We start from the raw sequence: 26321 nt of genomic DNA on the forward strand, positions 1-26321 counted from the left end.
TTACCACTCTATCCTTTCTACAGGAGTAGGATTTTCATTTATCTCTACACTTTCAATTTTACCATTTTTAACTTTAACTACTTTGTCACCCATTGGAGTAAGTGCTAAGTTATGAGTAATTATTATTACAGTCATCCCCATATCCCTAGATGTATCTTGAAGCAGCTTTAAAATAGATTTTCCCGTATTATAATCAAGTGCTCCTGTGGGTTCATCACATAGTAAAAGCTTTGGATTCTTTGCTAATGCTCTAGCTATCGCTACTCTTTGTTGCTCCCCACCAGACATCTGTGCAGGAAAATTATTCTTTCTTTCCTCTAATCCTACAGCCATAATTATCTTATCTATATCTAGCGGATCTTTACATATTTGAGTAGCTAGCTCTACGTTTTCCCTAGCAGTTAAATTTTGTACTAAATTATAAAATTGAAATACAAAACCTATATCATATCTTCTATATGTAATAAGCTCTTTATCAGTGCATGAATCTATACGGTTGCCATCAACTATTATCTGACCTTTTGTGGGTCTATCCATTCCACCTAAAATATTTAGTATCGTACTCTTCCCAGCACCACTCGCTCCAGCTACAACTACAAACTCCCCTTTTTCAACTGATAGATTTACCCCACTGAGTGCTTTTATGTCTACTTCCCCCATTTGATATGTCTTTTCAACATTTTTAAATTCAATGTATCCACTCATTTTATACCTCTATTCCTAGTAAATTATTTAATGTGTTAAATATCTTGAACTACATTATATATCAACCTTAACGATAATTCAATGCAATAAACATAAGCAAATTTGATAAAGATATCTTTAACTTTATTTTATCAATACCATTCTTTTAAATGTAGTTTTCATTTAATTATTATGTAATAATTGTATTCTATATGATTTTTTCTATATTTTGATTTCTTTACAAATGTTAATTAGTAGAATAATATAACAGGAAAAGGCAGGAAATAAAACAACAATAAAGACGAAAGTTACAGCCCTTACTCCAAGCTGTGATCGTCTTCGTTGTTGCTATTTCCTGCCATGTCTTCGTTGTTGCTATTTCCTGCCATTATTGTTCTATATAATTTACTACAAAAAATGTTATTTTAATCTATCTAAATTTATATCTTCAAATTTCTTTATCTCTTCATTGGCTAATACACTTTTCTTAGATGCTTGTGAATTCTTTTTGTCAAATGTATTTTTAGATCTGCTTCCTGAGAAGAACTTTCCTGATCCATTAATACATCCACCTTCACACATCATACCTTCTATAAAGTTTCCTGTAACCTTACCTACATTGGCCATACTCATTGTCTTTTTGATTTCTTTTGCTCCAGAAACTTTAACAGGATCAAATTTTATATCTAGACCTTTCTCAGTTACATAGTTTTCTATTGCCTTTGTAAGACCACCTGCAGCACCGAATCCTCTACCAAATATAGATGCTTCATCAACCTCTTCATTTGAGCACATAGCCATATCCACATCAAATGCGTCAAACAGAGCCATAAGTTCTTCAAAAGTTAGAACATAGTCAACTGCGTCTCTTAACATTGGTTTTGCTGCTTCGCTCTTTTTAGCAGTACAAGGTCCTACAAATACTACTTTAGCATCCGGATCTTCTTTTTTAATAAATCTACCCGCTGCTATCATAGGTGAAACTGTATGAGAAATTTTATCAACTTGTTTTGGGAAAGATTTCTCTACATAATCTAAAAATCCTGGACAACAAGAGTTCATCATATATTGATCACCATTACTTATTCTTTCAGCGAATTCTTCACTTTCATGTGCAGTTACAGCATCTGCTCCACATGCAGCCTCTATCATATCTACGAAACCTAATTTTTTGATTGCACTTCTTATTTGACCATAAGTAATATTAGGATCAACTTGTCCGGTTATGGCTGGTGCAACAACAGCATACATATTTTTTTCTTCAACTAGTTTTTTTGCTACTGATGCTATAAGACTCTTATCTGAAATAGCTCCAAATGGACAGGCTACCATACAAGCACCACAATTTACACACATTTTTTCATTTATCTCAGCTTTCATATTATCTCTATCAAAACCTAGGGCTGAAGTAGGGCATACAGTTTTACAAGGTCTAACAACTTCAGATATAGCATCGTATTGACATGCTTTTTTACACATACCACAAGCTTTACATAAATCGTGATTTATATAAGCCATTCCATTGACATATGTTATTGCGCCAAACTTACATGCCTCCTTACATCTATGTGCAAGACATCCTCTACATAAATCTGTAACGGTAAACTCATTTATTGGACATCTATCACATGCTGATTCTAATATATATATTATTTGTTCGCCTTCTTTTATTTCTTCTGTATCAAGGTTCGGTATTTCTCCACTATCTTTGACACCAGCTATTCTCTCAGCTCTTTCTAAAAGGACAGCTCTTTCCTTGTATACACAACATCTATATATAGCTTTATCTCCTGGTATTATTTCATGAGGTATCTTCTCTATTGCTTCTTTTGTTAAATTATCGTCCTTTCCAAGCTTAGCAACTGCAGTCAAAACCTGATGTCTTAGTTTATGAATCTGAGTTTCAAATTGAAACATCAACGCCACCCCCTGTTAAATTTTTTTGTCATTTTTATCAATCCAGAATTATTATATCACAAGAAAACTAAAATTGTAGATAAGTTTTAAATTTAATTAAAATTTAACGTTTTTGTTAAAAAAATTAAAAATGTTCGGATTATTTACGTTAATTATTTTAATTATAACTTATATAGAAATTTATAATAATAGTTGTTTGTATTGTATAAATTAATAAAATATAGAACCAAAGGATGTATCCTCGCTTGATATTTTAAGTTGCTTAATTTATATTTTTTATTTTATTTAAATTGTTTAAAATAATCTAAATAAATACTACAATAGAGATATGGTAATTAATAAAAATAAAAATGGGAGGTATTTATGAACGATACAATTAAAGGAAGTATATCAGCTGTTTTGTATTCAATAATTATAGGATTATCTTTCTTATTTAGCAAAATAGCTTTAATCGATGGAAATACTATAGACATACTAGCACATAGGTTCGGTTTAGCTTTTATAGCAATTTTTTTATATACAATTATAGCAAAAAAAGGGAAGGTAGTATCTAAATCTGATATTATCGCATTATTACCACTTAGCTTTGTATCTCCTGTTTTATACTTTTCTCTGCAGTTACTTGGACTTTCTATGTCCTCATCATCTGAAGGAGGTATAATACAATCTACGATACCAATTTTCACAATGATTTTTGGAATTATTCTTCTAAAAGAGAAACCTAGTTTAAAACAAAAGATATTTACATTTATCTCAATGTTTGGTGTTTTATTTGTATTTATAGCACAAGGTAAAAGTATTGATTCTAGACACCTTTTAGGTATAATCTTGCTTACTATATCATCATTATCGCTTTCTTTATACAATGTTATGGCAAGAAGAGACGCAAAAGAATACAGTGTTATACAAATGACCTATGTAATGACTCTTTTGGGATGTATTGTCTTTAATGCCATCGCAATAATCAAGCATTTATTTACATCCGATATAATTTCATATTTCGCTCCTCTAGCTAGCTTTGATTATATTGGATCAGTATTATACCTAGGTATAATGTCTTCATTAATTACTTTTGTTTTATCAAATTACGCACTATCTAAATTAGAAGCTTCTAAAATGGGAGTTTATCTAAATCTAAGTGTTGTAGTTGCAGTATTTGCAGGAGCGGTCTTCTTAAAAGAAAATATAACTTTTATACATATAATTGGTGTATTTATTATACTCATAGGAGTAATGGGGGCAAATTTATCTAAAACTTTAACCGAGGCTAACGCTAATACCGATAGTAATGACACAAATATACAAGATAGTTAGATTTGTAAAAACAATATATATAGTTATAAGGAGTAAAATTCTTTATGTATGATATCTAATCTATTGCTAAAAAGCTATATATTAAGAAAATTTTTCTGAAAGGAAAGAATACGATATATATCCGATATATTTGAATAGATACAATTTATGAATCAAAAAACGTATTCAGTAAAATAAAAGACCTGTGTGATTAGTATTTTTTTTACTTATCACACAGGTCTTTATTTATATTATTGTTCTTCTAATTTTTCAACTAATTTACTTCCAACCTTCTCTAAGTTTACTTTTTTATCATCAGTCATAACTTCCTTAATTCCCTTAAATGTTCCAAGTAAATTAACTGTATCCGAAGGTAATACCAACTTAGTAGCATCTCCTTCACCTAGTTTGGCAAGTGCTTCCATAGATTTAAGTGCAAGCATGTTGTCGTCTATATTGGACTCTTTCATAGCTGTAAATACTAATCTAAGGCCGTCCGCTGTAGCTTTTTGGGTTCTTGAAATCATCTCTGCTTCACCTTGTGCTTTAGCTATTGCCATTTGTCTTATAGCTTCTGCCTCACCTTGTGCTATTAGTACAGCAGATTCCTTTTCCCCTTCAGCTTCACGAACCATAGCTTCTTTTGTAGCCTCTGCTCTAAGAATAGCAGATTGCTTATCTCCTTCTGCTTGTAGAATTGCAGATGCTTTATTACCTTCTGCTTGTAGGATAGATTCTCGTCTCTCCCTCTCAGCTCTCATCTGCTTTTCCATTGCAACTTGTATATCATTAGGAGGCATTATATTCTTTAGCTCAACTCTATTTACCTTAATACCCCATTTATCAGTTGCCTCATCTAATATAGATCTCATCTTTGCATTAATTATATCTCTTGAAGTAAGAGTTTCATCAAGGTCTAATTCCCCGATAATATTTCTAAGAGTAGTTGCCGATAAATTTTCTATGGCCGAAATTGGATTTGCTATTTCAAAAACATACCCAACTGGATCAGTTACTTTGTAGTAAACAACTGTATCTATTTGCATAGTAACGTTGTCTTTAGTAATAACTGGTTGTGGTGGAAAATCCATAACAATTTCTCTTAAGTCTATTACATACGCCATTCTGTCTAAAAATGGAACTAAAAAATGTACCCCTGTGTCTGCAGCCTTGTGGAATTTCCCAAGCCTCATAATAATACCCATTCTAGATTGTTGAATTACTCTTATGCAAGATATACTTGCTACAGCAACCAATACAATCACTATCCCTATTAATAACATATCTATTCCCTCCTATATCTCAGCTTTTTCAGTTGCAAATTCAGACTTTTTTACAACTAGCTTTACACCTTCTATTTTCAACACTTCAACTTTGCTTCCCTTATCAATCTTTTCATTATCAAATGAGATTGCTGTCCACTCTTCTCTATCTACTATTACCAACCCTGTTTTATTAGGAAGTATATCCTCTTTAACATAACCTTTAGCATTAAGTACTGCCTGCAAGTTTGTATTATACTTATAGCTACTGTCTTTTTTTACAAAATACTTTGTCGCTATAAATAGCATAGTAAATGAAATAATAGCAAATATCAAAATCTGAATAAATAGGTTCTCAATCACCATACTCAAAAATATGAGAGCTACAGCACCTAAACTGAACCAAATTAGTGTAAGACTTGGTGTCAAAAGTTCTGCTATTCCAAAAACAATCGCAACACCTAACCATATCAATTGCATAGTATATCCTCCCTCTTTTTATGTCTAATACCCTATAATATAATATGAGATTATATTGATTTAATTATAACATTATATCTTAATATTATGTGAAAATTTTTAAAGTTTATTATTGACTTTTATTATTTTCTATTTTATAATAATCGATAAGCCAAGAGAGTTAAAACTTTCTGACAATTATATTAATAAAATTTTAAGGAGAGATAATTATGATTACTTTATTAAACAATAACAAATATTATTACTATAGCCAATACTTATAGGGTTTGTAACTATACAAAATAGATGCAAACCCGTCGACAAATCGAATTGGGATTGTATCTATGTTGGTTATAGAATTTTGTTTATATATAGTTTTCATATAATATATAAAAAAGCCACGTAGATAAAACTATGTGGCTTTTTCGTTGTAGCCACATAGTACTTTACTCTATGTGGCTTTTTTGTATATAAATTTTTAAGGGGGTTCTAAATATGAGCAGTATTTTATCAGTAATAACGCAAAGTTTAATTTTATCAATTATGGCCATAGGTGTTTATATTACCTACAAGATTCTGGATTTTCCAGATATGTCAGCAGATGGGAGTTACACTCTAGGAGCATCAGTAGTAGCTGCATCATTAATGGGAGGTATGAATCCAGTTCCTGCAACCTTGCTTGCGGTTATATGTGGATCATTAGCTGGAATGATTACAGGTTTGCTACATGTAAAGCTTAAAATTACAAATCTACTATCTGGGATTCTTGTAATGGGTATGCTTTACTCTGTAAATTTAAGAATAATGGGAAAATCAAATATCCCGCTCTTTAGCTACAAGCATCTATTTAACTCTGAATCATCACCTGTTTTACTAGCACTTATATTTTTAATAATTTGTAAATTATTTCTGGATTTATTTTTAAAAACTAGTATAGGTTATACACTAAAGGGAGTTGGGGATAATTCACAAATGATAAAATCACTAGGAATAGATATTGGCTATATAAAAATATTAGGACTTATGATATCAAATGGACTTATAGCACTTGCTGGTGCTCTTATGGCTCAATTCCAAGGATTTACAGACGTGAATATGGGTACTGGTACGCTAGTACTAGGGATTGCATCAATAATAATAGGTTTAACTCTATTTAATAAGTTTAAGTTTATTAACAATACCACTTCAATAGTAGTAGGTGCTTTTATCTATCAATTTACTATTTACTACGCAATGCAAAGAGGTATGCTACCGACAGACTTAAAACTGATTACAGCATTAGTTATAGTTGCATTTTTATCTGCGAGCAACTTAAAATTTCCTAAAAAGAAACAAGAAAAAGAAAAGGTGGTGGCGTAAATGCTAGAGATTAAAAATATATCAAAGACTTTTGACAACCCCTATGGAGATTCAAATACAATTTTTAGAGACTTGTCATTGAAAATAGATTCAGGTGAATTCGTTACAATCATCGGCAGTAATGGTACTGGAAAATCAACTCTTTTAAATATTATTTCTGGACTTATAAAACAAACTTCAGGAGAAATACTTGTTGACGATAAAGATATAACAAATGCTCCTGAACATAAGAGAACTCAAATAATAAGTAGAGTGTTTCAAGATCCAAGTCTAGGAACATGTCCGTCTATGACTGTAAGAGAAAATCTTTCACTTGCGCTAAATAAAGGAAATCTTTTAAATTTAAAAAGATGCTTAAGATATAAAAAAGAATTCTTAGAAGGTTTATTAGAAGGTGTCTCATTGGATCTAAAAAAATACTTAGATGTTCAAGTTATGTATTTATCTGGTGGTCAAAGACAGTCATTGTCTCTTATAATATCATGTCTTACAGATCCATCTGTACTGCTATTAGATGAACATACTGCTGCACTTGATCCCAAAACTTCAAATGAGGTCATTGAACTTACAAATAAGATTGTGAGAGAAAAGAAAATAACAACCCTTATGGTAACTCATAATCTTAAACATGCTCTAGAATACGGAGATAGGCTGATTATGTTACATAAGGGGAAAATTGTTCTAGACGTTAAACAAACAGAAAAATGCAAACTAAGTATTGAAGAGATCCTCAACAGATTTGAGTACGCAGTATAAATACAATTTAACTTTATATTTTGTTTAGTTGAGTATTTTAATATAAGTTACTTTATAAGTTATAAGATAAAAAAAATAATCATTAAATATACAAATAAAATTAGGAGGGTTATTATGATAAATAAAAGAAAGGCAATTAGTCTAGCACTTACATCTGTACTTGTAGGGACGATTCTTACAGGATGTTCAAGTAAGAATACTTCAGCAAATAACAATAACACCAAAAATGGAAGTGATACAAAGAAGATAGGTATAACTCAACTTGTCGAACACCCAGCACTTGATGCTACAAAAACAGGATTTATAAATGCATTGAAAGATAATGGATTTGAAGAAGGAAAAAATATAGATATAGATTTTAAAAATGCACAAAATGATATGCCCACTACTCAAACTATAGCGAGTTCGTTCGCATCAGATAAAAAAGATTTAATATTCGCTATATCTACGCCATCTGCACAAGCTGCCTTTAATGCAACTAAGGATATCCCAATACTATTTACAGCTGTAACTGATCCAGTAGAAGCTGGTTTAGTAAAAAATCCTGATAAACCTGAAGGGAACGTAACAGGAACTTCTGATTTTATACCTGTCTCAAATGCAATTACACTTATAAAAGATTTAGCTCCGAATGCTAAAACTGTTGGAATAATTGGGAATACAAGTGAGATAAATTCTAAAATACAAATAGATGAATTTAAAAAAGAAGCAGAGAAAAATGGATTCACTGTAGTTGTAAAAGGAATAACAACATCAAACGAAGTTAATCAAGCTGTTTCTAGTTTAGCAGGAAAAGTAGACGTTATATACACTCCTACTGATAATTTAGTTGCATCTTCAATGCCTATTATCTCTAAAATTGCAACGGAAAATAAAATTCCAGTTATTGGTGCCGAGGAAGCTCATGTTAAAAACGGTGCTCTAGCATGTAATGGTATAAGCTACGAAAAACTTGGATACAAAGCTGGAGAAGATGCAGTAAAAATATTAAAAGGTGAAAAAATTGCTAGTGTTCCAGTTTCAACTCTAGAAGAAACTGAGACTATCATAAATGAAACTACTTTAGACTCTCTTGGAATAGAGAAGCCTAAAAGCGAAGGAATTACTTTTATTAAATAATGTTAATACAAATGGGACTCCTCAAATGTAATTAATTTACTTTTGAGGTAGCCCCTTTTACTTATCAAATATACCAATTCTCTTATTCAATTAGTCTATTTCTTAATCTTTTGGTTCAATATAAACAAGTGTAATAAAAAAATAATATCCAATCGAGTATATTTTCTCAATCAGATATCTTTTTATGTTAATTAAAATATTATATGTTTTTTATTAAATGCAAAATAACTTATCCTCGGGAAATTCTAAGTATACTGTATCATTTTTTTCGTATTTAAAGTTATCCTTTTCTATATCTACTTGAACATTGCAATTATTATTATAGAGTTCAATGCTTTTATTATTCTCTTTTAAATTATTAAAATACAATTTAAAACTAAAAGGATTCTCAACTGTATATACTAAATTAAAACTAAATATATTTTCTGAATCAGTAAAAAAATCTCTAACAACTATATCATGTTCTCTTATCCCAATGTATTCAATATCTCTATAAATAATTTCTGGTACAGTAAGCTCAATACCCCAATCTAGAGCAAACACAGTGCAATCACCTGTTTTCTTAGCTTTAGATATGTTTTTACATCCAGTAATTTTAGCTTCTGAATAAGATTGCGGTCTATCAAATAGTGATTTTTTGTCTCTCTTATTTACACCAATGCCACTATCGTAAACAATAATATCATCGCATACCCTGTATGCTTCTTCAATATCATGCGTTACAAAGAGTATATCTCCACTGTAATCTTTTATCAAATTTAAAAGTTCTTTTTCCATATTACTTCTTAAATGATGATCAAGAGCAGAAAAAGGTTCATCTAAAAGTAGTATTTCAGGAGAAGTAGCAAGAACTCTTGATAGAGCAACCCTTTGTTGTTGTCCTCCAGATAGTTGCCAAGGGAATCTTTCCTCCATACCTTTAAGTCCAACTATTCCCAAATAATAGCTAGAAATTTTTCTTTTTTCTTTCTTATCTAAATTTTTAAGTCCCAACTCGATATTTTGGCTAACTGTCATATGTGGAAATAGAGCATAGTTTTGAAATAAAAAACCAACATTTCGATCTCTAGTTGGTATATTTATGTTTTTATCAGAATCAAATAAAACTCTATCATTTAGTATTATTTTTCCTCTAGTTGGTTTTTCAAGTCCAGCTATACATTTTAATGTCATACTCTTTCCAGAACCAGATTCCCCTAAGAATCCTAATATTCCTTTGCTTTGAATTATTTTTACTTTTAGTTTAAAAGAGGGTAATTCTTTCTCGATTTCTACATATAAGCTCATTATCTTCCTCTCTTTCCTACAATTTTTTGTTGTATATCAGACCAATAGTTAAGCAACAATATCATAGCAATAGACATTAATACAATTATAATAACCCACATCATTGCTTTATTCATATCCCCACCTTCTACTGCAAAAAATATCGCTAAAGGCATAGTCTGTGTTCTCCCTGGAATATTTCCAGCAATCATTAGAGTTGCACCAAACTCTCCTAATGCTCTTGCAAAAGATAAAACTAATCCCCCTACTATCCCTGGTAAAGCCAATGGGATTGCAATTTTGGTAAAAACTTTCCATTCATTTAAACCTAAAGTCCTAGCAGCTGACAACATATTATCATCAATTTGTTCAAAGGCCGATCTGGACGATCTGTACATCATTGGAAATGATACAACTACAGCCGCAAGAACTGTTGCACTCCAACTAAAAATTATATTTTTATCCATAGTTAAAAATATTTTTCCTACAAAGCCATTTTTTCCACATATTAATAATAAGAAAAAACCCACAACTGTTGGAGGGAGTACTAATGGCAATGTAAATACACCATCAATTAACCCCTTCCATCTTCCTCTATATGTTGCCATAGCATACGAAATTAGGATCCCTACTACAAATGTTATAACAGTTGCAAGAAGAGATGTCTTTACTGATATCCAAAGTGGTGCCCAGTCTGTAATCATATTTCTCCTCCTAATGTAAAACTAGTACATATATATTATTTCTATATATATAGAACGATAAACTATTTATTAAATTAAAAATATATTAATATCTCAAAAAAATAGTGAAATTAACTTTTGTATCAAAGCCAATTTCACTATTTATTGTAACTTATATATTGTATTTTTTAAAGACAAGTAACATAATGAATTATTTAGCTATTTTTTTATATCCGTATTTTTCTAATATAGTTTGACCTTTATCACTTAATAAAAACTCTTCAAACTTTTTAGCTTCATCAACTTTATTGCTGTCTTTTATTACTGCTATTGGATATGTAATAGGTGAATGAGTATCTGCTTCTGTTGTAGCAACTACTTTTATTTTATCATTTTTTATTGTATCGCTTAAATATACAAACCCAGCGTCCGCTTCACCTGATTGAACCCAAGCTAATACTTCTTTAACATCTTTAGCAAATACAAGTTTGTCTTTTAATTGATCTTTAAGCTTTAAATTTGTCAAAACTTCATCTGCATATTTACCAGCTGGAACACTTTCTGGCTCACCAACTGCAATTTTTTTAACATCATTTGCAGTGATTCCATCTATTTTTTCTAACTTGCTGTCTTTAGGAGCAATTAATACTAAATCGTTTTCAACTAATCCCTTATTAGTTTCTTTTACTATCAGATCTTTTTCATCAAGTGCATCCATTTGCTTTTTACCTGCAGAAATAAACACGTCACAAGGTGCTCCTTGCTCTATTTGTTGTTGAAGTGATCCTGATGCACCAAAATTAACTGTAAGTTTTACATTATCATTTTCTTTTTTATACTCTTTTTCAAGTTCTGCCATTGCTTCTTTGAGACTTGCAGCAGCAGAAATATTTAACTCAACTGTTTCAGTTTTATTATTGTTATCTTTTGCTACTTCTTTTTTTGAATCATCTTTCCCTGAACATGCTACTAATCCTATGGATAGACATAAAACTAAACATAAAATACCTAAACTTTTTTTCATTTTCAACTCTCCTTTATACCTTCTAATTTACAATCGAGACAAATAGACATGTTTCGTTATGTTTTGTCACGTTTAATATAATTATATATTCATTTATCGTATTTATCAAGAAAATCTTTCTTTTGTAGTATAAATTGATATAATCTATTATAATAATGTATAGTTTAATGATAGAATAGAGTTAGGAGGTGCGTTATGGAACCATTATCTTCATTAACACCTGCAGAGGTGGCTGATTTACTTAAAATAACGAAAAACACAGTTTATGAAATGATTAAAAGAGGGGAAATCCCATCTTATAAAGTCGGTAAAAAAATTAGAATAGATACAAAAGATGTCAAAGAATACATTGAAAGGCAGAAAACATCTAGCGTCTCAAATTCACAGTCTTTTACAAATTCAGTCGATAAAAAAATAAGTTTTAATGTAGCAAGTAACCATATAATTAATAGCGCTACTGTTGACTCTACCCAAGACATAATAATATCTGGACAAGATGTTATCCTAGACATACTCGCAAGATATATAGAAGAAAACTCAGAAGGTGTTAAAACTTTTAGATCTAATATCGGAAGTTATAATGCCTTAAATGAACTTTACCATAATAAGGTATCTATTGCATCTTCTCACTTATGGGATTTTGAAACAAATGAATACAATACAACATTTGTAAAAAAATTACTGCCTGCTGTTCCATGTATTTTGGTTAACCTTGCTTGTAGAACCCAAGGCTTTTATGTTGCTAAAGGTAATCCCAAAAATATAAATGCATGGGAAGACTTGACTAGACAAGATGTATTTATTATTAATCGGGAGAAAGGTTCAGGTACTAGAATACTGCTAGATGGAATAATGAGAACTTTAAATGTCGATGCATACAAACTTAACGGATATAATAAAGAAGAGACATCTCACTTAGGGGTAGCTAGTGCAATATCAAGAGGCCTTGCAGATGTTGGAATTGGAAACGAAAAAGCAGCTTTACAAGTAAGTAACATAGACTTTATACCAATACAAATAGAAAGATATGATCTAGTTATTAAGAAAGAAGATTTTCTAAACCCAGTTTACAAAAATATTATTTCAATAATTAATTCTCAAGAGTTTAAATCTGAAATAGAAGGAATCGGAGGATATGACCTTAGATTTACAGGAAAGATCGTAGCAGAAGTCTAAGTATTGTAAAGTTATTCAATACAATATAAAATAAAAATAGTAAGAGATATCATCTTGTTAAAATTAGGAAATACTACTTTTAATAGGTATCACTTACTATTTTTATTTAATTTATATTATATTTGAGATGTTTAAACTTATTTTTTAGTTATAAATAATTTCAATTCTTATATATACTATACACTAAATACTTGGTATTGAAGATAATAGTTCTTTTGTATGCTCACTTTTAGGTTTATTAAAAACTTCTTTTGAGGTATTAAACTCTACTAAACTTCCAGATTTAATAATAGCTACTCTATCCGCAATTTTTCCTAACATTGATAAGTCATGTGATATAAATACAATACTCACCCCTAAGGTATCAACTATTTGTTTAAAAAGATTTGTAATTTTTAGTTGCGATATAATATCTAAAGATGTAATAGTTTCATCAGCAATTATAAATTTTGGTGAAGTAATTATTGCTCTGGAAATACAAATTCTTTGTTTCTCTCCACCTGAACACTCAAAAGAATACTTATCAATAAAACTTCTATCTAAACCAACTATGTCTAAAACTTCTTCTACTTTAAAATTAATTTCAGACTTATTCGAGTATAATTTTTGTATTTTCAAAGGTTCTGAAATGATATCACCAATTTTCATCCTAGGATTTAATGCTGCACCAGAGTTTTGAAATAATAATTGCATACTTTTACAAATATAATTTCTATTTTTTCTATAAATAGTTTTATCAGAAATACATTTTCCTTCGAAGTAAACACTTCCACTCGTTGGCTTTTCTATATTCATTATTAATCTAGCAAGAGTAGACTTACCTGATCCAGATTCTCCTGCTAATCCCAATATTTCTCTATTACACACAGAAAGGTTTATATCTTTTATAACCTTTATCTCATGATTTTTATAGTAGTAATTTTTACAGAGATCTTTAACTTCTAATAAATTTATATCTGCCATTTGATTCTTCATATTAACTTCCGTCTCCCCCTTTAATATCAACAGATTTTAAGGAGTTTAAAAGATCCTTTGTATATGAGTTAATCGGATTATTAAAAATTTCCAAATTATTTCCTACTTCTAATATTTCTCCATCATGCATAACCGCTATTCTATCAGAAATACTCTTTGCTAGTATTAAGTCATGAGTAACAAATATTATAGATGTATTGTATTTTTTTTGAATGTTTGTCATAAGTGTTACAATTTGTTTCTGAACTATTGTATCTAGTGATGTTGTAGGTTCATCTGCAATAAGCAACTTTGGATTATTTGATATTGCAATGGCCAATAAAATTCTCTGTAACATACCTCCTGATAGTTGGTATGGATATTGTTCGAATCTTTTCTTTGGATTATCAATCCCCACAACATCTATTAACTCCAATGCTCTAATTTTAGCTTCCCGTTTAGGTATCCTATTTACTGCTATTATACATTCAACAATTTGTTTTCCAATAGTCAAAGTGGGATCTAAATATGAGGCAGGATTTTGAAATACCATAGAGATATCAACAGATCTTATCTTTTTAATTAATTTACTGTATTTATCTTCTTTTGATATTTTTCCAATACTATTAGACTCGGCTTTATCAATCATATCCACTCCCTCAAACTCGATACTTCCAGATTTAATATATGCATTTTTAGGAAGTATACCTAAAATAGTTTTACAAAGAGTGGATTTTCCACTTCCAGATTCCCCTACTATTGCTAATATCTCTCCCTTTTTTACATCTACAGAAACTCCATCTAAGACTTTTATTATATCTTGTTGAGTTGTGAAGTTAACAGTTAAGTTTTCTATACAAAGCAATGTGTTTGCCCATTTCAAATCCTTCACCTCAATTCTAGACACTAATTTATATCCCAATCAGCTATGTTAGAAAATATGCCTACTCCATGATGTCCAAGTACTTTATCACTATTGAGCCCTTTTATATTGTCTTTAGATATATAAACAGCATCGATATATGCTATAAAAGTATAAGGCATATCTTTTGTGATTTCACTTTGAAATTCTTTATATAATCTTATCTTCTCATCATTATCTTCAGTCTCTCTGGCACTTTGTAGAATTTTATCAACATTTTCATTTGAATATCCACTTAAATTTGATCCTTTATCAGTTCCAAAAACTTTATATGTATGATCATCTGGATCAAATGGGCTTCCCCAACCAATTATTGTCGCATCTTGATTTTCCCAATCGAGCTCAGTAGATATAGTAGCTTTTGCATTTACTCCAATTTTCTTAAGTTGTTGAGCGCATACTTTAGCCATATCAACTCTTACCGCATCATCTTCACTTGCTGTGATCTCAAACTCTAGATCTACGCCATCTTTTTCATACACACCATCTTTACCCTTTTTCCATCCCAATTTTTCTATTTCTTCTTTTGCCTTATAGGTATTATACTCAAATTTTTCTATGTCTGGATTATTGTATTCTCCTAATTGAAGTGGTGAATAAGACGACTCTCCATAGCCTAAAAGTATAGTTTTTATAATAGAATCTCTATCTATTGCATAACTAAGAGCATTAGGAAGACCCTTGGCTATATCCATACTAAAAAAACCTCCGTTGTGATTATATAGTATCCCTCTATAATCTGCCGTTTTCATAATATCAGTTTTAAATCCTTTTTGATCTTTAAAAATCGGTATATCTTTCGGAGCAACTTGAGCTAAGTCTATCTCCCCTGCTTTTAGCTGAATAGTTCTAGCTTTATCATCAGGAACTATTTTAAATATGACTTTATCAAGTTTTGGAGCTTTTTCGAAATAATCTTTATTTTTTAATAATGTAATACTTTGGCCTTTATCCCATTTTTTTATCTTAAATGGACCTGTTCCAACAGGATTTTGATTGAAGCTATCTGTCATAAGTTCTTTTCCTTCAAGTTTATGTTTTGGAAGTATTCCCACAGATAAATAATCTAATATGGCTGTATTTGGTGTTTTAAGGGCTAATGTTATTTCACTTTCGCTTTTTACATCTATATTAATTATATCTTCATAATTTGATGCAATCTCAGAAGCATTTTTAGGATCCATAATTGATTCAATAGTAAATTTCACATCTTCTGCTGTAAATCTCTTCCCATCATGCCACTTTACATTTTTTCTAAGTTTAAATGTATATGTATTGTTAGACTCATTATAATCCCACTTCTCTGCTAAACAAGGTATAATTTTGTTATCTTTATCATGAGCTGTAAGACCATTAAAAATAAGCGAATTAATTTCTCCATGTTCAAACAGTGCAGGATTTATACTTGTATAATCATTGCTACCATACACTAAAACTTTTTCATTGGTCGATGATTTATCTTTACTCCCCGCAGGATTTGAACATCCCACTATCAATAAAAAAGACATTATTAATACTAAAAAAATTTTCATTTTTTTCATATAATACTACCTCCACCTTATTTTACATTTTATATAGAATTATATATTATCTTAAATAGCTTAAATAATATTATCTATACCATACTTTACTACTTATACTAAAAATTCCTATACTTTTTATTAGAATTTTCTCTAATAAAATTTCCTATGTTAGTAATTGAGACTAAAGTTACTACAATAAAAATTCCAGGAATAAACACAATCCACCAAGAATTTGTCAATAAGGCTCCTTCTGACAGAGATAACATACTCCCCCAAGATATAATTTCAACAGGTAGTCCTAAACCTAAAAAGCTAAGAGTTGATTCTATAAGTATCGCACTCCCAATATTGCTCACCACAATAAACATTATTGATGGTATAAAATTGGGTATAAGATGGACTTTTAATAAATGTAAAAAACTTCCTCCCATAAGCCTAGACATTAAGACAAATTCACTATCTTTAATCTGCTTTATTTCAATTCTAACAATCTTAGCAATACTCATCCAACTACTAATACCTATAGCTATTGATACAGAAACTACATTGTTTCTCCCAAATGTACCCTGTACAAAGAGAATAATTAGTATCGTAGGTATACTTAGCACAATCTCGCAAAACCTCATAAGTAAATTATCCACACTCTTTCCAGATAATCCACTTATGCTTCCATATAAAACACCAATGCAAGTAGATATAATTGTAGACATAATTCCTATAAATAGAGAAATACGACCTCCATACCATATCATACTAAAAACATCTCGTCCGAGAGTATCAGTTCCAAAATAGAAGTCTCTATTTGGACTCATATTAGTCTTGCTTAAATCCATATATCCATAATCAACTTTACATAAAAAAGGTATAATTATACACCCTAGAATTATCAGTGTAATAAAACTCAAAGATATCATTGGAAGATCTTCGATTTTGTTATAGAAGCGATGCAACATTTTCACCCCTATCAAAATTTAGTCTTGGATCTATTTTTATATTCACAAAGTCAGCGATTAAATTAATTAACACTACTATTACCCCTGTTATTAAACATAATACTAATAACATATTGTAATCATGATATTTGGCACTTTCAAAACACAAAGTTCCCAAACCTGGATATGAAAATATGGTTTCAACAACATATGTACCAGCAATTATATGAGGTGCAGAAATTGCTACCATGCTAATATAAGACGGTAATATATTTCTTAGGCAATGTTTATATACTATAGCCCTTTCTGTTAAACCTTTTGTCTTATATAAAATGACGTAATCTTGTCTAATCTCCTCAACTAACTTATTTCTAACCATGTAAGCATAAAACCACAAATGACTTATTACCATAACTGTCAGTGGTAAAATTAAGTGCATTATCCTATCAAATATATCTCTATCTTCACCAATTGAATATGCTCCACTTGTAGGGAGTAGTTTTAAGTTTATACTAAATACTAAAATTAAAATTAAAGACATCCAAAAAGTAGGAATGCTATTAATTACAGTACCTATTCTAATTATAACTTTATCAATAAAACTGTTTTCTCTTAATGCACAAAATATACCAAGAATAAGAGATAGAACGAAAGTCAGTACATAACTAATTCCACCTAACACTAGTGTATTAGCATAAACTTCTTTAATAACAACTAAAACACCTCTTTTATATTTTAATGAAATACCAAAATCACCATTTAAGGCATTAATAACCCATTTTTTATATTGAATATATATTGGCTTATTCAAACCTAATCTCTCTGTTGCCTCGATTTTTTGTTGCGTGCTCATACGATTAACACTATCACCGTAGTATGAAACTAGTGGATCGCCAGGTGCTAATCTTGAAATATAAAATACTATTACCGACAACACAAAAATAAATAATACAGATTTAAAGATATTTTTTATTAATCTACCCACAAGTTTGTCACCTACCTTTTAGCAAAAAATAAACACCTCAAGCAAAGTGTTTACTTTTATATTCTAATTAAATATAAACTTTTTCTATCTATTTTCAATTTATAAATACATCTAAATTTTAACATTATAGATATTTAATGTAAATGTGATTGAGTAAATACTTATAAACTTTCGATTTATAAATTTCGATAAATTAATACTAAAATTTTACTTAGTTGATAGTTGACTAAATTATAATAATACTGTATATTAGTTTGCATACAAACTTTTTAAAAAGGAGATTTATATGAAAGGTCATACTGATAGTTTTAAAATAGCTATGTTGTTAAAAGAACTCTACTCAAAAACAATTAATACAGTTGAAGATAATTTTAAACAAGAAAATCTAACACATCAACAAATTATGGTTATAAAATTACTAGCTCACAATGGAGAGCTTACAGTTTCTCAACTTTGCGATGAAATGCATCTAACAAAAGGTACGGTTTCCGGAATAGTTACTAGACTTGAAAAAAATGGATTTATAGAGAAGTTTAAAAGAAATACGGATCACAGAAATACATATATAAAGTTTTCATTAAAAGGAGAGAAGTTTGCATTTGAATTTAAAAACAAAATGCAGCATAGCTTCGATTCAATATTTGAAAAATGTTCTAAAGATGATCTAGAAGAACTAGCTAATTGTCTTAAAAAAGTATTATTTAAAATCTAGGAGGCTTAAACTATGGATACAAAATTAATACTAGCAATTGTATTTATTACATCCGCTTTAATATTTTATACAATAGGTGTATTTGGAGAAAGAAAAGCTAAAATTTTAAAAAAATCTCATGTTATAATATTTTGGTTTGGATTATTGTGTGATACTGCAGGTACTATGACTATGAGTAGTATTGCAAAAAATGTTTCATTTCAATCAAGTGGATTAACTCAAAATCTACATGGAATTACCGGGCTTTTAGCTATAGTTCTTATGTTATTCCATGCACTTTGGGCTACTTATGTACTTTACAAAAATGATGAAGATAAAAAGAAATTCTTTCATAAATTTAGTATTGTAGTTTGGATTATTTGGCTTATACCATATTTTATTGGTATGTATATTGGAATGATGTAAAATTTATAAATTATTTTATAAAAAGTTATGTTATATCATAGCTATAGAGAATTAGACTTAATACTCTATAGCTATTCTTTTATTAATAAATTCTTCAATTTCGTTTATACTTTCTAATTTTAAACTCTTAACATATTTTAAATATATATCTTTCCATTCAGTATCAGTATTTATAGTTTTTATTAATTCAGTCAATAAATCTAATTGACCAGCCCTGATCACATCATAAAATACTACAGTCCCTAATAATGATAATTCTAAATTGCTTAATTTACTAAATAAAAATTCTATTTCCTCTTTAAATAGACAGTTTGATTCAAGTATATCTATAAAATCTTTTCTTGAATTAATGTTAGAAACTATAAGATTTATTTTCTCAACTTTATTTTGGCTTTCTAATATTTTATTATACAAGTCTCTAAAGGATTTATCATCCATATTTTTATCACCACTTATAATAATAACCTCTTCTTGATTCAATTCGTCTATTTTTTCTACAATCAACATGTTTTTTAGTAATTTATTATCTATAGAAGTCATCAATTGACCTAAAAATTTTGGCTTAAATTTATATAAATAATCTATTAATTTTGTATCACTTATATCTAGTTTTTCAATTATTGCCTTAATAGCTTTTTCTAATTTCTCTTTTATAGCTTCTTCCATTTTATTTTTATCTAAACTGTATAAAACTAGTTCTACATGTTCAAACTCGTAATTATTTATTACTAAATCACTTATATCTTTATTTATAAAGCAACAAAATATCATATTACAAATTGCTATTTCAAATATATTTATTAGCACAACTCGATAGTCAATCTTATAGTACTTACTGTATTCATCTAATAAGTGCTGAAGACTTTTTTCTTGAAGAAGTTTGATAAATTTATTCTCTTCTACTAAACAATCTAAATAATTTTTCATATAAACAAGTCCTTCAATTGTCAAATTATCTTCAATTGCTAAAGGATAATCTATTGTAGCCATAGTATTGTTAGCTGCAAACTCATAATTATATTTTTTAAAAAAAGTAGGAAATGCCTCATTTATAGTGTCTCTATACGCCATATTTTCAAACTTTGATATAGCATCATTTTTTAGCAACTCTTCAAAGTGACTTTTTGTCATATCGAATTCTTCTTTAATTATTTTTATTCCTTCTGTGTAAATTTCTACTAGACTCTTTTTAATTAATTTATCGGATATTTCCTCAACAGATTCAAATTTAATACAAAAAGCATCCAGTGCATACCAAATTGAATTCATAATCTGCTCCGCAGACTCAACTTTAATTGAGCTACTTTGTCCTTTGGTAGACTTTAAAATTAAGTTTCTTAGTAATTTAGCTACTTCTGATTGAATTCTATATATATCTTCCTTGCTTATTAAATCAATCTTATAACCATAATTTAAGATATCAATAGTAAATTTGCTCTTCCCGTAATTTGATTTATCTAAGTAACTTCCATATATACTCTGTAGCTCCATAATATCACCCTACCCCTCTAAATTAAATTTAAATTTCTTTGAATAATCTTCAACTTCTGCCTGAATATTTTTTATTTCGCCACAAAATGTTTCATGCATATCGCTGATTAATTCTATGGCATCATCATCACTTATTAATTCTAATGTCTCATTTTTAAGGTAATAAAATATATCTTGTAAATCAACAACTGCTTCAAGATAATCCTCTCGATTTGTGTATTGTGATTTGTATATGAATTCAACAATCTTCTTCGTAACATCTATCCCCAGATCAATCCTACCCATATGTTTTAATGATGTTTCTCTCCACTCAACTATTATTTCTACATCTTCCTTTGATAACTTTAAACCATACTCAAATGAATTTTCATTTAATTTCAATAAATCATTTTGTAATACTATGTTTAAACCTTCATTCATAATATCAATTACACTTGGAGTAATCATTTTATCACCTCTTATAAATCTCTTTTAATAGTTACTTGACTTATTTTCCATTTTGTGCTATGATATAATTGTAATATTATAATGTTTTTGTGATTTTTGTCATACCTTTTATGTTAATACTTTTTTTATTTATTGTCAATAATAAGGTGATAAAAATACATATTTTCATTTTTACGTTTGATACAAAAAAAGTAGATCCTTATGTAAAATGATTTATACATAGAGGATCTTTTTTTAATTAAATACTTTTTTATTATTAAATTAAATTATTTTATTACTTATTAAGCTTTTTTGTTTCTAAGCTTTTTCTTTGACGACTTTTATTAACATTAGCACAATTTCTACATGATGGTGAGCAATACTGAGACTTAGCACGAGAAGGTATAAATATTTTTCCACAATATTTACATTTGTTTAAATGTGAATTCTCTCCTGTAATCGCAAAGGCATATATTGTTTCAATAGTAGTTTTTAATGAATCAAACTCCCAAGCAATATTAGCTTTATCTAGATATGTTATAGAAAACCCTATTTTTTGAGGATTGAATCCACCAGAAATTATGGTAACAGCATCTGTAAGGTGATTTGATGAGTTTCCATATACAAGCATTTGTCTAAAGTGTCTTGCTATATCTTTGGCAAAACTTAATATCCAATCGTATCTCTCTGCATAAAACTTTGAAAATATTACATCTAAAATTAACGGTCTCTTTCCAAAAAACTTAGGAGAATCTTCACTTTTCTTGACGTCTACTCCACGTTTAAATTTCCTAAAATAAAGATCTTCATCTTTTATAAATGGTAAAAATTTATTTATATATTCAGTCGCATCAAGTATACTTTCTTTAGTTATATAGTTTTTTTCTACCATTAATACTTTATCTTCATCAACTATATTTCTATTATAAACGCTTGAATAGGCAAGTCCAAGAAGTCCATACTTTTCACAAAATTCAAGTATCATATATTTTAAATTAGTTTCTTTTGATTCATCTTTATCACCAGATAGAGCATACTCACCAATTTGCAGTATATCAACTACTATGATATCAGCCACATCGAATGGATTGAAAAGTTCAAAAGTTGCTTCATCAGCAGGTACTATATACAATTCTCTACTCTCATTTTCTTTATATTCATAACTACTGTATCTAATCCATTCACTTGCAAAATTACCAATAAGCCCTAATTTTCCACTCATATACTAGTTCCTCCTTACTTATCATTTTGGTTTAACAATCTTCATGTAATATATTATTCGATTATACTATTACATGAAATTAATTGCAATAATTTATTTAAGATAAAAATTTTAATTAATAAAATTAACATTGTCTCCACTCTACTTTGATATATTTAACTAATCTAATATGTTTATGCAAATACAATATACAAAACTTTAAAAGTTATTTTGAGTTATCAAAATAAAATTTATAAATATCTTTTTTTTAAATACATAAAGTTAAAACAAAATAATTATAAAAAACCCCTTAAAGTAAATATAGATTTTAACTGTATTATCTTTAGGGGTTTTATATATTTCATTTTTAATTCAATAATATGTCCAATTTTCTTTTACTAAATTTATAGTTTATTATCTATTATTATTTCATAAATCCTAACAGTTAAAGCGTCCCATGTCTTGTCAAACATATCTACATTTGTCATATTAGTTTTATGAATAATTCTTTTCACACTTTTATCTATTGATTTTGCTAATCTTTTTTCAAAACTGGATAATTCATCACACTTAGGTAATCCCTGTCCAATCATACTAGGTAGCTCAACATAATCTATCTTACCAGATCTATTTATTTTATCTCCAATCCAATCTCTTACTCCTGAAATATCAGTTAGTATAACATCGTCTCCACAAGCTAATGCTTCCAAAACAACCACAGGTAAACCCTCGTAATAAGATGGTAGTATAAACAACTGCGATTTATTAAACAATTCAGCTAGATCATGTTGTTTTAGCTTTCCAACAAAATTTATTTTATATTTACAACCTTTAGCTAATTCTATAATTTCATTGTAAGTTTTAACATCACTACCTACACCTGCAAAATTTAACTCTATAAAATCACTTGGATATTTTAGAAGACCAAGGGCTTTTATTAAAGATTTTAGACCTTTTGATTCACAAATCTTACCAGCATAACTTATATATATTTTTTTGGTCGATAATTGATAATTTCTATTGTAAAATATTTTTTCATTATATCCGCTACCAATTACCTTTACTTTATCTGCATCTATAGAAAATGTACTTATTATATCATTCTTTTGTACATTGTGAAGAGCAAATACGGCATTTAATTTTCTTATTCCATCTATTATGTAATCGCTCTCTAGATCTATTGTTTTAAGTTGTCTTAAACAGGTACCATGGCATATTGCCACAACCTTAATATCCTTTATTAAGTTTCTCACAAATGATGTCAATAAGTATAGATGATGACATATAATTATGTCCGGTCTCAATTTTTCCACAGCTATTTCTATGTTTTTTTGGAATTCGTCCTTTAGAGCCTGTACCTGACATTTTTTTAAATCCCTATATCTAGTACTTTTATACGGCATTGAGTCGCTCATACCTACAACAGAAAAATCTAGTGGAGCTTTATTAAACAAAACAGGATAAAAATCAACACTTTCATCAAAATATCTATTGTCGTCTTCAATATCGATTCCCGCAATAACTGCCTGCTTATTCCCCATTTTTCTAAATCCATCAACTATCCCTGTAAGATAAACCCCACTTCCAGTACTATTAGGTTTTTGTGTTATTATATGAAGAATGTTCACCTTAACCCCCCCTTGTAAAAGTATCTATCTATTCTTTTCTACTCTAAATTTAGGTTAAAGTAAACACATGATGAATCATCTTTTATCTTAAATCTGGGTATTTTCATTGCATTTGAATCTTCATCCTCAAACTTTCTAACTAAATTATAAATGTATTCAATGCCATGCTTTTCTGCTACCTCTAAAATTTCCTCTTCAGTAAATAGTCCATATCTCTCACAGGCACATGTAAATCCATCACTAGCTAACATAATGGACGAATTTTCATTTATATTTAAATAACCGTGAAGTGATTTCTCTATAGATTTTTTATCAAAATCAAGAATCCAATACCCTCCATCAATATTCTTTTTTAATCGATTTGAAACTATTATATTTTGAACTTCATCTCTTACTTCCTCAAAAGGCTTATTACTAGTTTTTATTATCTCTATCATTTTATCAAAAACTAGGTTATCAAATTCACATACCGTTTTATCCTTAATAAGTTGGCTTATTCCATTTTTCACAAATAAAGAACAGTCGCCAAGCATCAAATACTCTATTTTATCATTGTGAAATTTTAATATTGCAATGGAACTCGAAGGCAGATCCAGTTTCTCTACATTTGTTCCATTTAACCTTTTTCTATAATCAACCGATATTTTTTCTATTCCTTTTTGCATGATACATTTAAGTGTTGTGTCATTAGAAATATTTTGATATAAATACTGATTCCACCATTGCACATACCATCTTGCATCACTATTTGTTGAAACAAAATTTTTTCCATTTAATCCAGTCGCTCCATCCAAAACCCAAGCACCAGCCGGTGTTATTCCAACTACATCTTCATTGTGATCAGAGGAGCCTTGATTGCACAACAAGCTATAATCCTTAATTATTAAGCCCATAAATGCCTCCTATTTGTCGTATATTAAAAGACTTATACCTATTATTTATACACATATTCACATAAAAAATATTTTATCTGTTAATTTAAAATTATATGGTATTAGCCTTTAATTATCAAGAACAAAGAAAATCACAAAAAAATAGAGCTACCAAACGAATAAAACTATTGGTAACTCTAAATATAGCTGTATCATTCATCGTACATTCCATTTAAAACTCTACTTACTGTAGCCTTACTCCAATTGGTAACATTTGAAATCTCCCTATAACTCTTTCCATTTTGCCTTAGATTTTTTATAATGTTTATATCAGAATCTTTAATCTGCTTCTCTTTAGGCTTAAGGTAATTTCTATGATCCTTAAATCTTTCAATTTCTGACTTTAATAAGTCTATCTCTTCTTGTTTAGTTTTTAATTTCTGTTCATATGTTTCTCTCATGTTATTAAAGTCTTTAATGTAATCTTGCTTCCAGTCTTTTTTTTCTTTAGTTTTAAAAATAGCCATATTTACCTCCTCTTTTCGTTTCTATCGTTATGTATCAATCATAGACAATAACTTCTATTGAGGAGCTTCAAACCCTTCTAAATGGTATTATAAATATATAGTTAAATTCTTTTAAATTCTAACAAGTTGATTAATTTTCTAACAACACACTTCAAAATCTTTGTCGTAAATTATATTTCTAGAACCTATTAAAGTGAATTTTTTCAAATTTTAGTTGTGAATCTTCATAGCCTTTTTTAACTTCATCTGGGTATCCGACAGATATAATGCACTCAATTCTATAATTCTCCGGTATGTTTAATAGATTTTTTATAAAAGTTTCTGTAGTTTCATTCTGTGTATACAATCTATTTCTAACTTGAATCCAACATGAACCAAGACCCAAAGATACAGCTTGCAATTGTATAAAAGCTCCTGCTATACAAGCATCTTCTACCCAGACATCACTTTTTTCTTCATTTCCCAATATAACAATTCCTAAAGGCGAATTTTCTAAAAATCTTGCTGCACCATTTTCTCTACTTTCAGAAATTTTTTTAAGAATTTCTTTATCTTCAACTGCAATAAACTCCCAAGATTTAGAATTCTTTGATGTAGGTGCTAATAAACCTGCTTTAAATAAATTTTCTACAGTCTCTTTATCTATAGACTTATCTTTGTACTTTCTAATACTTCTTCTATTCTTAAGCATATCCATCATATAGTTCTCTACCACCTTTCAAGTTTTTTATTTGCTTTTATTTTA

Annotated in this window: 26 protein-coding genes; 7 read left to right on the top strand and 19 right to left on the bottom strand. The window is 29.1% G+C overall.

Going from position 1 to position 26321, the window contains the following annotated elements; genetic code table 11:
• On the bottom strand, window positions 1-705 hold the full coding sequence (locus KQI18_RS05500) for an ABC transporter ATP-binding protein (protein WP_216466687.1): 705 nt from the start codon (window positions 703-705) through the stop codon (window positions 1-3).
• Window positions 706-1104: 399 nt separating this feature from the next.
• Window positions 1105-2601: a 4Fe-4S dicluster domain-containing protein gene (locus KQI18_RS05505; RefSeq protein ID WP_216466688.1), complete on the bottom strand. Its 1497-nt coding sequence runs from the start codon at window positions 2599-2601 to the stop codon at window positions 1105-1107.
• A 363-nt stretch (window positions 2602-2964) separates the two neighbouring features.
• Between KQI18_RS05505 and KQI18_RS05510 the strand changes: the two genes are divergently transcribed.
• On the top strand, window positions 2965-3915 hold the full coding sequence (locus KQI18_RS05510; protein WP_216466689.1) for a DMT family transporter: 951 nt from the start codon (window positions 2965-2967) through the stop codon (window positions 3913-3915).
• Between the two features lie 230 nt (window positions 3916-4145).
• Here the strand turns inward: KQI18_RS05510 and KQI18_RS05515 are convergent, their stop codons facing one another.
• Both KQI18_RS05515 and KQI18_RS05520 read right to left on the bottom strand, forming a co-directional pair.
• Window positions 4146-5177 (bottom strand): SPFH domain-containing protein, encoded by a 1032-nt coding sequence (locus KQI18_RS05515; protein WP_216466690.1) that lies wholly within the window; start codon window positions 5175-5177, stop codon window positions 4146-4148.
• A gap of 12 nt (window positions 5178-5189) precedes the next feature.
• Complete coding sequence (locus KQI18_RS05520; RefSeq protein WP_216466691.1) at window positions 5190-5636, bottom strand: NfeD family protein; 447 nt, start codon at window positions 5634-5636, stop codon at window positions 5190-5192.
• Between the two features lie 474 nt (window positions 5637-6110).
• On the opposite strand from KQI18_RS05520, the gene KQI18_RS05525 reads away from it, so the two are divergent.
• From KQI18_RS05525 to KQI18_RS05535, 3 genes are all read left to right on the top strand, one after another.
• Window positions 6111-6974, top strand: coding sequence for an ABC transporter permease (locus KQI18_RS05525; protein WP_216466692.1), 864 nt, complete (start codon window positions 6111-6113; stop codon window positions 6972-6974).
• Window positions 6975-7730 (top strand): ABC transporter ATP-binding protein, encoded by a 756-nt coding sequence (locus KQI18_RS05530; RefSeq protein WP_216466693.1) that lies wholly within the window; start codon window positions 6975-6977, stop codon window positions 7728-7730.
• 114 nt (window positions 7731-7844) lie between these two features.
• Entirely contained in the window at window positions 7845-8849 is a 1005-nt protein-coding gene (locus KQI18_RS05535) for an ABC transporter substrate-binding protein (protein ID WP_216466694.1), read from the top strand.
• A gap of 213 nt (window positions 8850-9062) precedes the next feature.
• Here the strand turns inward: KQI18_RS05535 and KQI18_RS05540 are convergent, their stop codons facing one another.
• From KQI18_RS05540 to modA, 3 genes are all read right to left on the bottom strand, one after another.
• Window positions 9063-10136 (bottom strand): sulfate/molybdate ABC transporter ATP-binding protein, encoded by a 1074-nt coding sequence (locus KQI18_RS05540; RefSeq protein WP_216466695.1) that lies wholly within the window; start codon window positions 10134-10136, stop codon window positions 9063-9065.
• Entirely contained in the window at window positions 10136-10819 is a 684-nt protein-coding gene (modB, locus tag KQI18_RS05545; RefSeq protein WP_216466696.1) for a molybdate ABC transporter permease subunit, read from the bottom strand. Before modB ends, KQI18_RS05540 begins: the two co-directional genes overlap by 1 nt.
• Before the next feature lie 190 nt (window positions 10820-11009).
• The gene (gene modA / locus KQI18_RS05550) at window positions 11010-11822 is read right to left on the bottom strand and encodes a molybdate ABC transporter substrate-binding protein (protein WP_216466697.1); all 813 of its coding nucleotides are present in this window, start codon (window positions 11820-11822) and stop codon (window positions 11010-11012) included.
• Window positions 11823-12017: 195 nt separating this feature from the next.
• Here modA and KQI18_RS05555 point away from each other — a divergent pair, with 195 nt between their 5' ends.
• Window positions 12018-12998 carry a substrate-binding domain-containing protein gene (locus KQI18_RS05555; RefSeq protein WP_216466698.1) on the top strand — a complete coding sequence of 327 codons (981 nt, stop codon included), beginning with the start codon at window positions 12018-12020 and terminating at the stop codon, window positions 12996-12998.
• Between the two features lie 183 nt (window positions 12999-13181).
• Here the strand turns inward: KQI18_RS05555 and KQI18_RS05560 are convergent, their stop codons facing one another.
• From KQI18_RS05560 to KQI18_RS05580, 5 genes are all read right to left on the bottom strand, one after another.
• Complete coding sequence (locus KQI18_RS05560) at window positions 13182-13973, bottom strand: ABC transporter ATP-binding protein (RefSeq protein WP_216466699.1); 792 nt, start codon at window positions 13971-13973, stop codon at window positions 13182-13184.
• Window position 13974: 1 nt separating this feature from the next.
• Entirely contained in the window at window positions 13975-14859 is an 885-nt protein-coding gene (locus tag KQI18_RS05565) for an ABC transporter ATP-binding protein (protein ID WP_216466700.1), read from the bottom strand.
• Window positions 14859-16415 (bottom strand): ABC transporter substrate-binding protein, encoded by a 1557-nt coding sequence (locus KQI18_RS05570; protein WP_216466701.1) that lies wholly within the window; start codon window positions 16413-16415, stop codon window positions 14859-14861. Before KQI18_RS05570 ends, KQI18_RS05565 begins: the two co-directional genes overlap by 1 nt.
• A gap of 98 nt (window positions 16416-16513) precedes the next feature.
• Window positions 16514-17347, bottom strand: coding sequence for an ABC transporter permease (locus KQI18_RS05575; RefSeq protein ID WP_236887658.1), 834 nt, complete (start codon window positions 17345-17347; stop codon window positions 16514-16516).
• The gene (locus KQI18_RS05580) at window positions 17331-18314 is read right to left on the bottom strand and encodes an ABC transporter permease (protein ID WP_330654364.1); all 984 of its coding nucleotides are present in this window, start codon (window positions 18312-18314) and stop codon (window positions 17331-17333) included. Before KQI18_RS05580 ends, KQI18_RS05575 begins: the two co-directional genes overlap by 17 nt.
• Before the next feature lie 286 nt (window positions 18315-18600).
• On the opposite strand from KQI18_RS05580, the gene KQI18_RS05585 reads away from it, so the two are divergent.
• Window positions 18601-19026 (top strand): MarR family winged helix-turn-helix transcriptional regulator, encoded by a 426-nt coding sequence (locus KQI18_RS05585; protein ID WP_216466703.1) that lies wholly within the window; start codon window positions 18601-18603, stop codon window positions 19024-19026.
• Between the two features lie 12 nt (window positions 19027-19038).
• Window positions 19039-19431, top strand: coding sequence for an HsmA family protein (locus tag KQI18_RS05590; RefSeq protein WP_216466704.1), 393 nt, complete (start codon window positions 19039-19041; stop codon window positions 19429-19431).
• A gap of 57 nt (window positions 19432-19488) precedes the next feature.
• Here KQI18_RS05590 and KQI18_RS05595 read toward each other — a convergent pair whose 3' ends face one another.
• The 7 genes from KQI18_RS05595 to KQI18_RS05625 form a co-directional block, all read right to left on the bottom strand.
• Window positions 19489-20922 (bottom strand): DUF6179 domain-containing protein, encoded by a 1434-nt coding sequence (locus KQI18_RS05595; RefSeq protein ID WP_216466705.1) that lies wholly within the window; start codon window positions 20920-20922, stop codon window positions 19489-19491.
• A 9-nt stretch (window positions 20923-20931) separates the two neighbouring features.
• The gene (locus KQI18_RS05600; RefSeq protein ID WP_216466706.1) at window positions 20932-21369 is read right to left on the bottom strand and encodes a DUF6323 family protein; all 438 of its coding nucleotides are present in this window, start codon (window positions 21367-21369) and stop codon (window positions 20932-20934) included.
• Window positions 21370-21643: 274 nt separating this feature from the next.
• Window positions 21644-22570 carry a recombination protein NinG gene (locus KQI18_RS05605; protein WP_216466707.1) on the bottom strand — a complete coding sequence of 309 codons (927 nt, stop codon included), beginning with the start codon at window positions 22568-22570 and terminating at the stop codon, window positions 21644-21646.
• A gap of 383 nt (window positions 22571-22953) precedes the next feature.
• A complete protein-coding gene (locus tag KQI18_RS05610) occupies window positions 22954-24177 on the bottom strand; it encodes a glycosyltransferase family 4 protein (RefSeq protein WP_216466708.1) in 1224 nt (407 codons plus the stop codon).
• 38 nt (window positions 24178-24215) lie between these two features.
• Window positions 24216-25070 carry a hypothetical protein gene (locus KQI18_RS05615; RefSeq protein WP_216466709.1) on the bottom strand — a complete coding sequence of 285 codons (855 nt, stop codon included), beginning with the start codon at window positions 25068-25070 and terminating at the stop codon, window positions 24216-24218.
• Window positions 25071-25261: 191 nt separating this feature from the next.
• A complete protein-coding gene (locus KQI18_RS05620; protein WP_216466710.1) occupies window positions 25262-25576 on the bottom strand; it encodes a helix-turn-helix domain-containing protein in 315 nt (104 codons plus the stop codon).
• 178 nt (window positions 25577-25754) lie between these two features.
• Window positions 25755-26276: a nitroreductase family protein gene (locus tag KQI18_RS05625; protein WP_216466711.1), complete on the bottom strand. Its 522-nt coding sequence runs from the start codon at window positions 26274-26276 to the stop codon at window positions 25755-25757.
• Between the last annotated feature and the right edge of the window lie 45 nt (window positions 26277-26321).

Origin of the sequence: Metaclostridioides mangenotii (genome assembly GCF_018917235.1) — a bacterium.
Taxonomy (GTDB): Bacteria; Bacillota; Clostridia; order Peptostreptococcales; family Peptostreptococcaceae; genus Metaclostridioides.

What these genes read in the sequence shown, in the direction of transcription:
- KQI18_RS05500 (WP_216466687.1), bottom strand. Translation starts at nt 705, where the DNA reads ATGAGTGGATACATTGAATTTAAAAATGTTGAAAAGACATATCAAATG.
- KQI18_RS05505 (WP_216466688.1), bottom strand. Translation starts at nt 2,601, where the DNA reads ATGTTTCAATTTGAAACTCAGATTCATAAACTAAGACATCAGGTTTTG.
- KQI18_RS05510 (WP_216466689.1), top strand. Translation starts at nt 2,965, where the DNA reads ATGAACGATACAATTAAAGGAAGTATATCAGCTGTTTTGTATTCAATA.
- KQI18_RS05515 (WP_216466690.1), bottom strand. Translation starts at nt 5,177, where the DNA reads ATGTTATTAATAGGGATAGTGATTGTATTGGTTGCTGTAGCAAGTATA.
- KQI18_RS05520 (WP_216466691.1), bottom strand. Translation starts at nt 5,636, where the DNA reads ATGCAATTGATATGGTTAGGTGTTGCGATTGTTTTTGGAATAGCAGAA.
- KQI18_RS05525 (WP_216466692.1), top strand. Translation starts at nt 6,111, where the DNA reads ATGAGCAGTATTTTATCAGTAATAACGCAAAGTTTAATTTTATCAATT.
- KQI18_RS05530 (WP_216466693.1), top strand. Translation starts at nt 6,975, where the DNA reads ATGCTAGAGATTAAAAATATATCAAAGACTTTTGACAACCCCTATGGA.
- KQI18_RS05535 (WP_216466694.1), top strand. Translation starts at nt 7,845, where the DNA reads ATGATAAATAAAAGAAAGGCAATTAGTCTAGCACTTACATCTGTACTT.
- KQI18_RS05540 (WP_216466695.1), bottom strand. Translation starts at nt 10,136, where the DNA reads ATGAGCTTATATGTAGAAATCGAGAAAGAATTACCCTCTTTTAAACTA.
- modB (WP_216466696.1), bottom strand. Translation starts at nt 10,819, where the DNA reads ATGATTACAGACTGGGCACCACTTTGGATATCAGTAAAGACATCTCTT.
- modA (WP_216466697.1), bottom strand. Translation starts at nt 11,822, where the DNA reads ATGAAAAAAAGTTTAGGTATTTTATGTTTAGTTTTATGTCTATCCATA.
- KQI18_RS05555 (WP_216466698.1), top strand. Translation starts at nt 12,018, where the DNA reads ATGGAACCATTATCTTCATTAACACCTGCAGAGGTGGCTGATTTACTT.
- KQI18_RS05560 (WP_216466699.1), bottom strand. Translation starts at nt 13,973, where the DNA reads ATGAAGAATCAAATGGCAGATATAAATTTATTAGAAGTTAAAGATCTC.
- KQI18_RS05570 (WP_216466701.1), bottom strand. Translation starts at nt 16,415, where the DNA reads ATGAAAAAAATGAAAATTTTTTTAGTATTAATAATGTCTTTTTTATTG.
- KQI18_RS05585 (WP_216466703.1), top strand. Translation starts at nt 18,601, where the DNA reads ATGAAAGGTCATACTGATAGTTTTAAAATAGCTATGTTGTTAAAAGAA.
- KQI18_RS05590 (WP_216466704.1), top strand. Translation starts at nt 19,039, where the DNA reads ATGGATACAAAATTAATACTAGCAATTGTATTTATTACATCCGCTTTA.
- KQI18_RS05595 (WP_216466705.1), bottom strand. Translation starts at nt 20,922, where the DNA reads ATGGAGCTACAGAGTATATATGGAAGTTACTTAGATAAATCAAATTAC.
- KQI18_RS05600 (WP_216466706.1), bottom strand. Translation starts at nt 21,369, where the DNA reads ATGATTACTCCAAGTGTAATTGATATTATGAATGAAGGTTTAAACATA.
- KQI18_RS05605 (WP_216466707.1), bottom strand. Translation starts at nt 22,570, where the DNA reads ATGAGTGGAAAATTAGGGCTTATTGGTAATTTTGCAAGTGAATGGATT.
- KQI18_RS05615 (WP_216466709.1), bottom strand. Translation starts at nt 25,070, where the DNA reads ATGGGCTTAATAATTAAGGATTATAGCTTGTTGTGCAATCAAGGCTCC.
- KQI18_RS05620 (WP_216466710.1), bottom strand. Translation starts at nt 25,576, where the DNA reads ATGGCTATTTTTAAAACTAAAGAAAAAAAAGACTGGAAGCAAGATTAC.
- KQI18_RS05625 (WP_216466711.1), bottom strand. Translation starts at nt 26,276, where the DNA reads ATGATGGATATGCTTAAGAATAGAAGAAGTATTAGAAAGTACAAAGAT.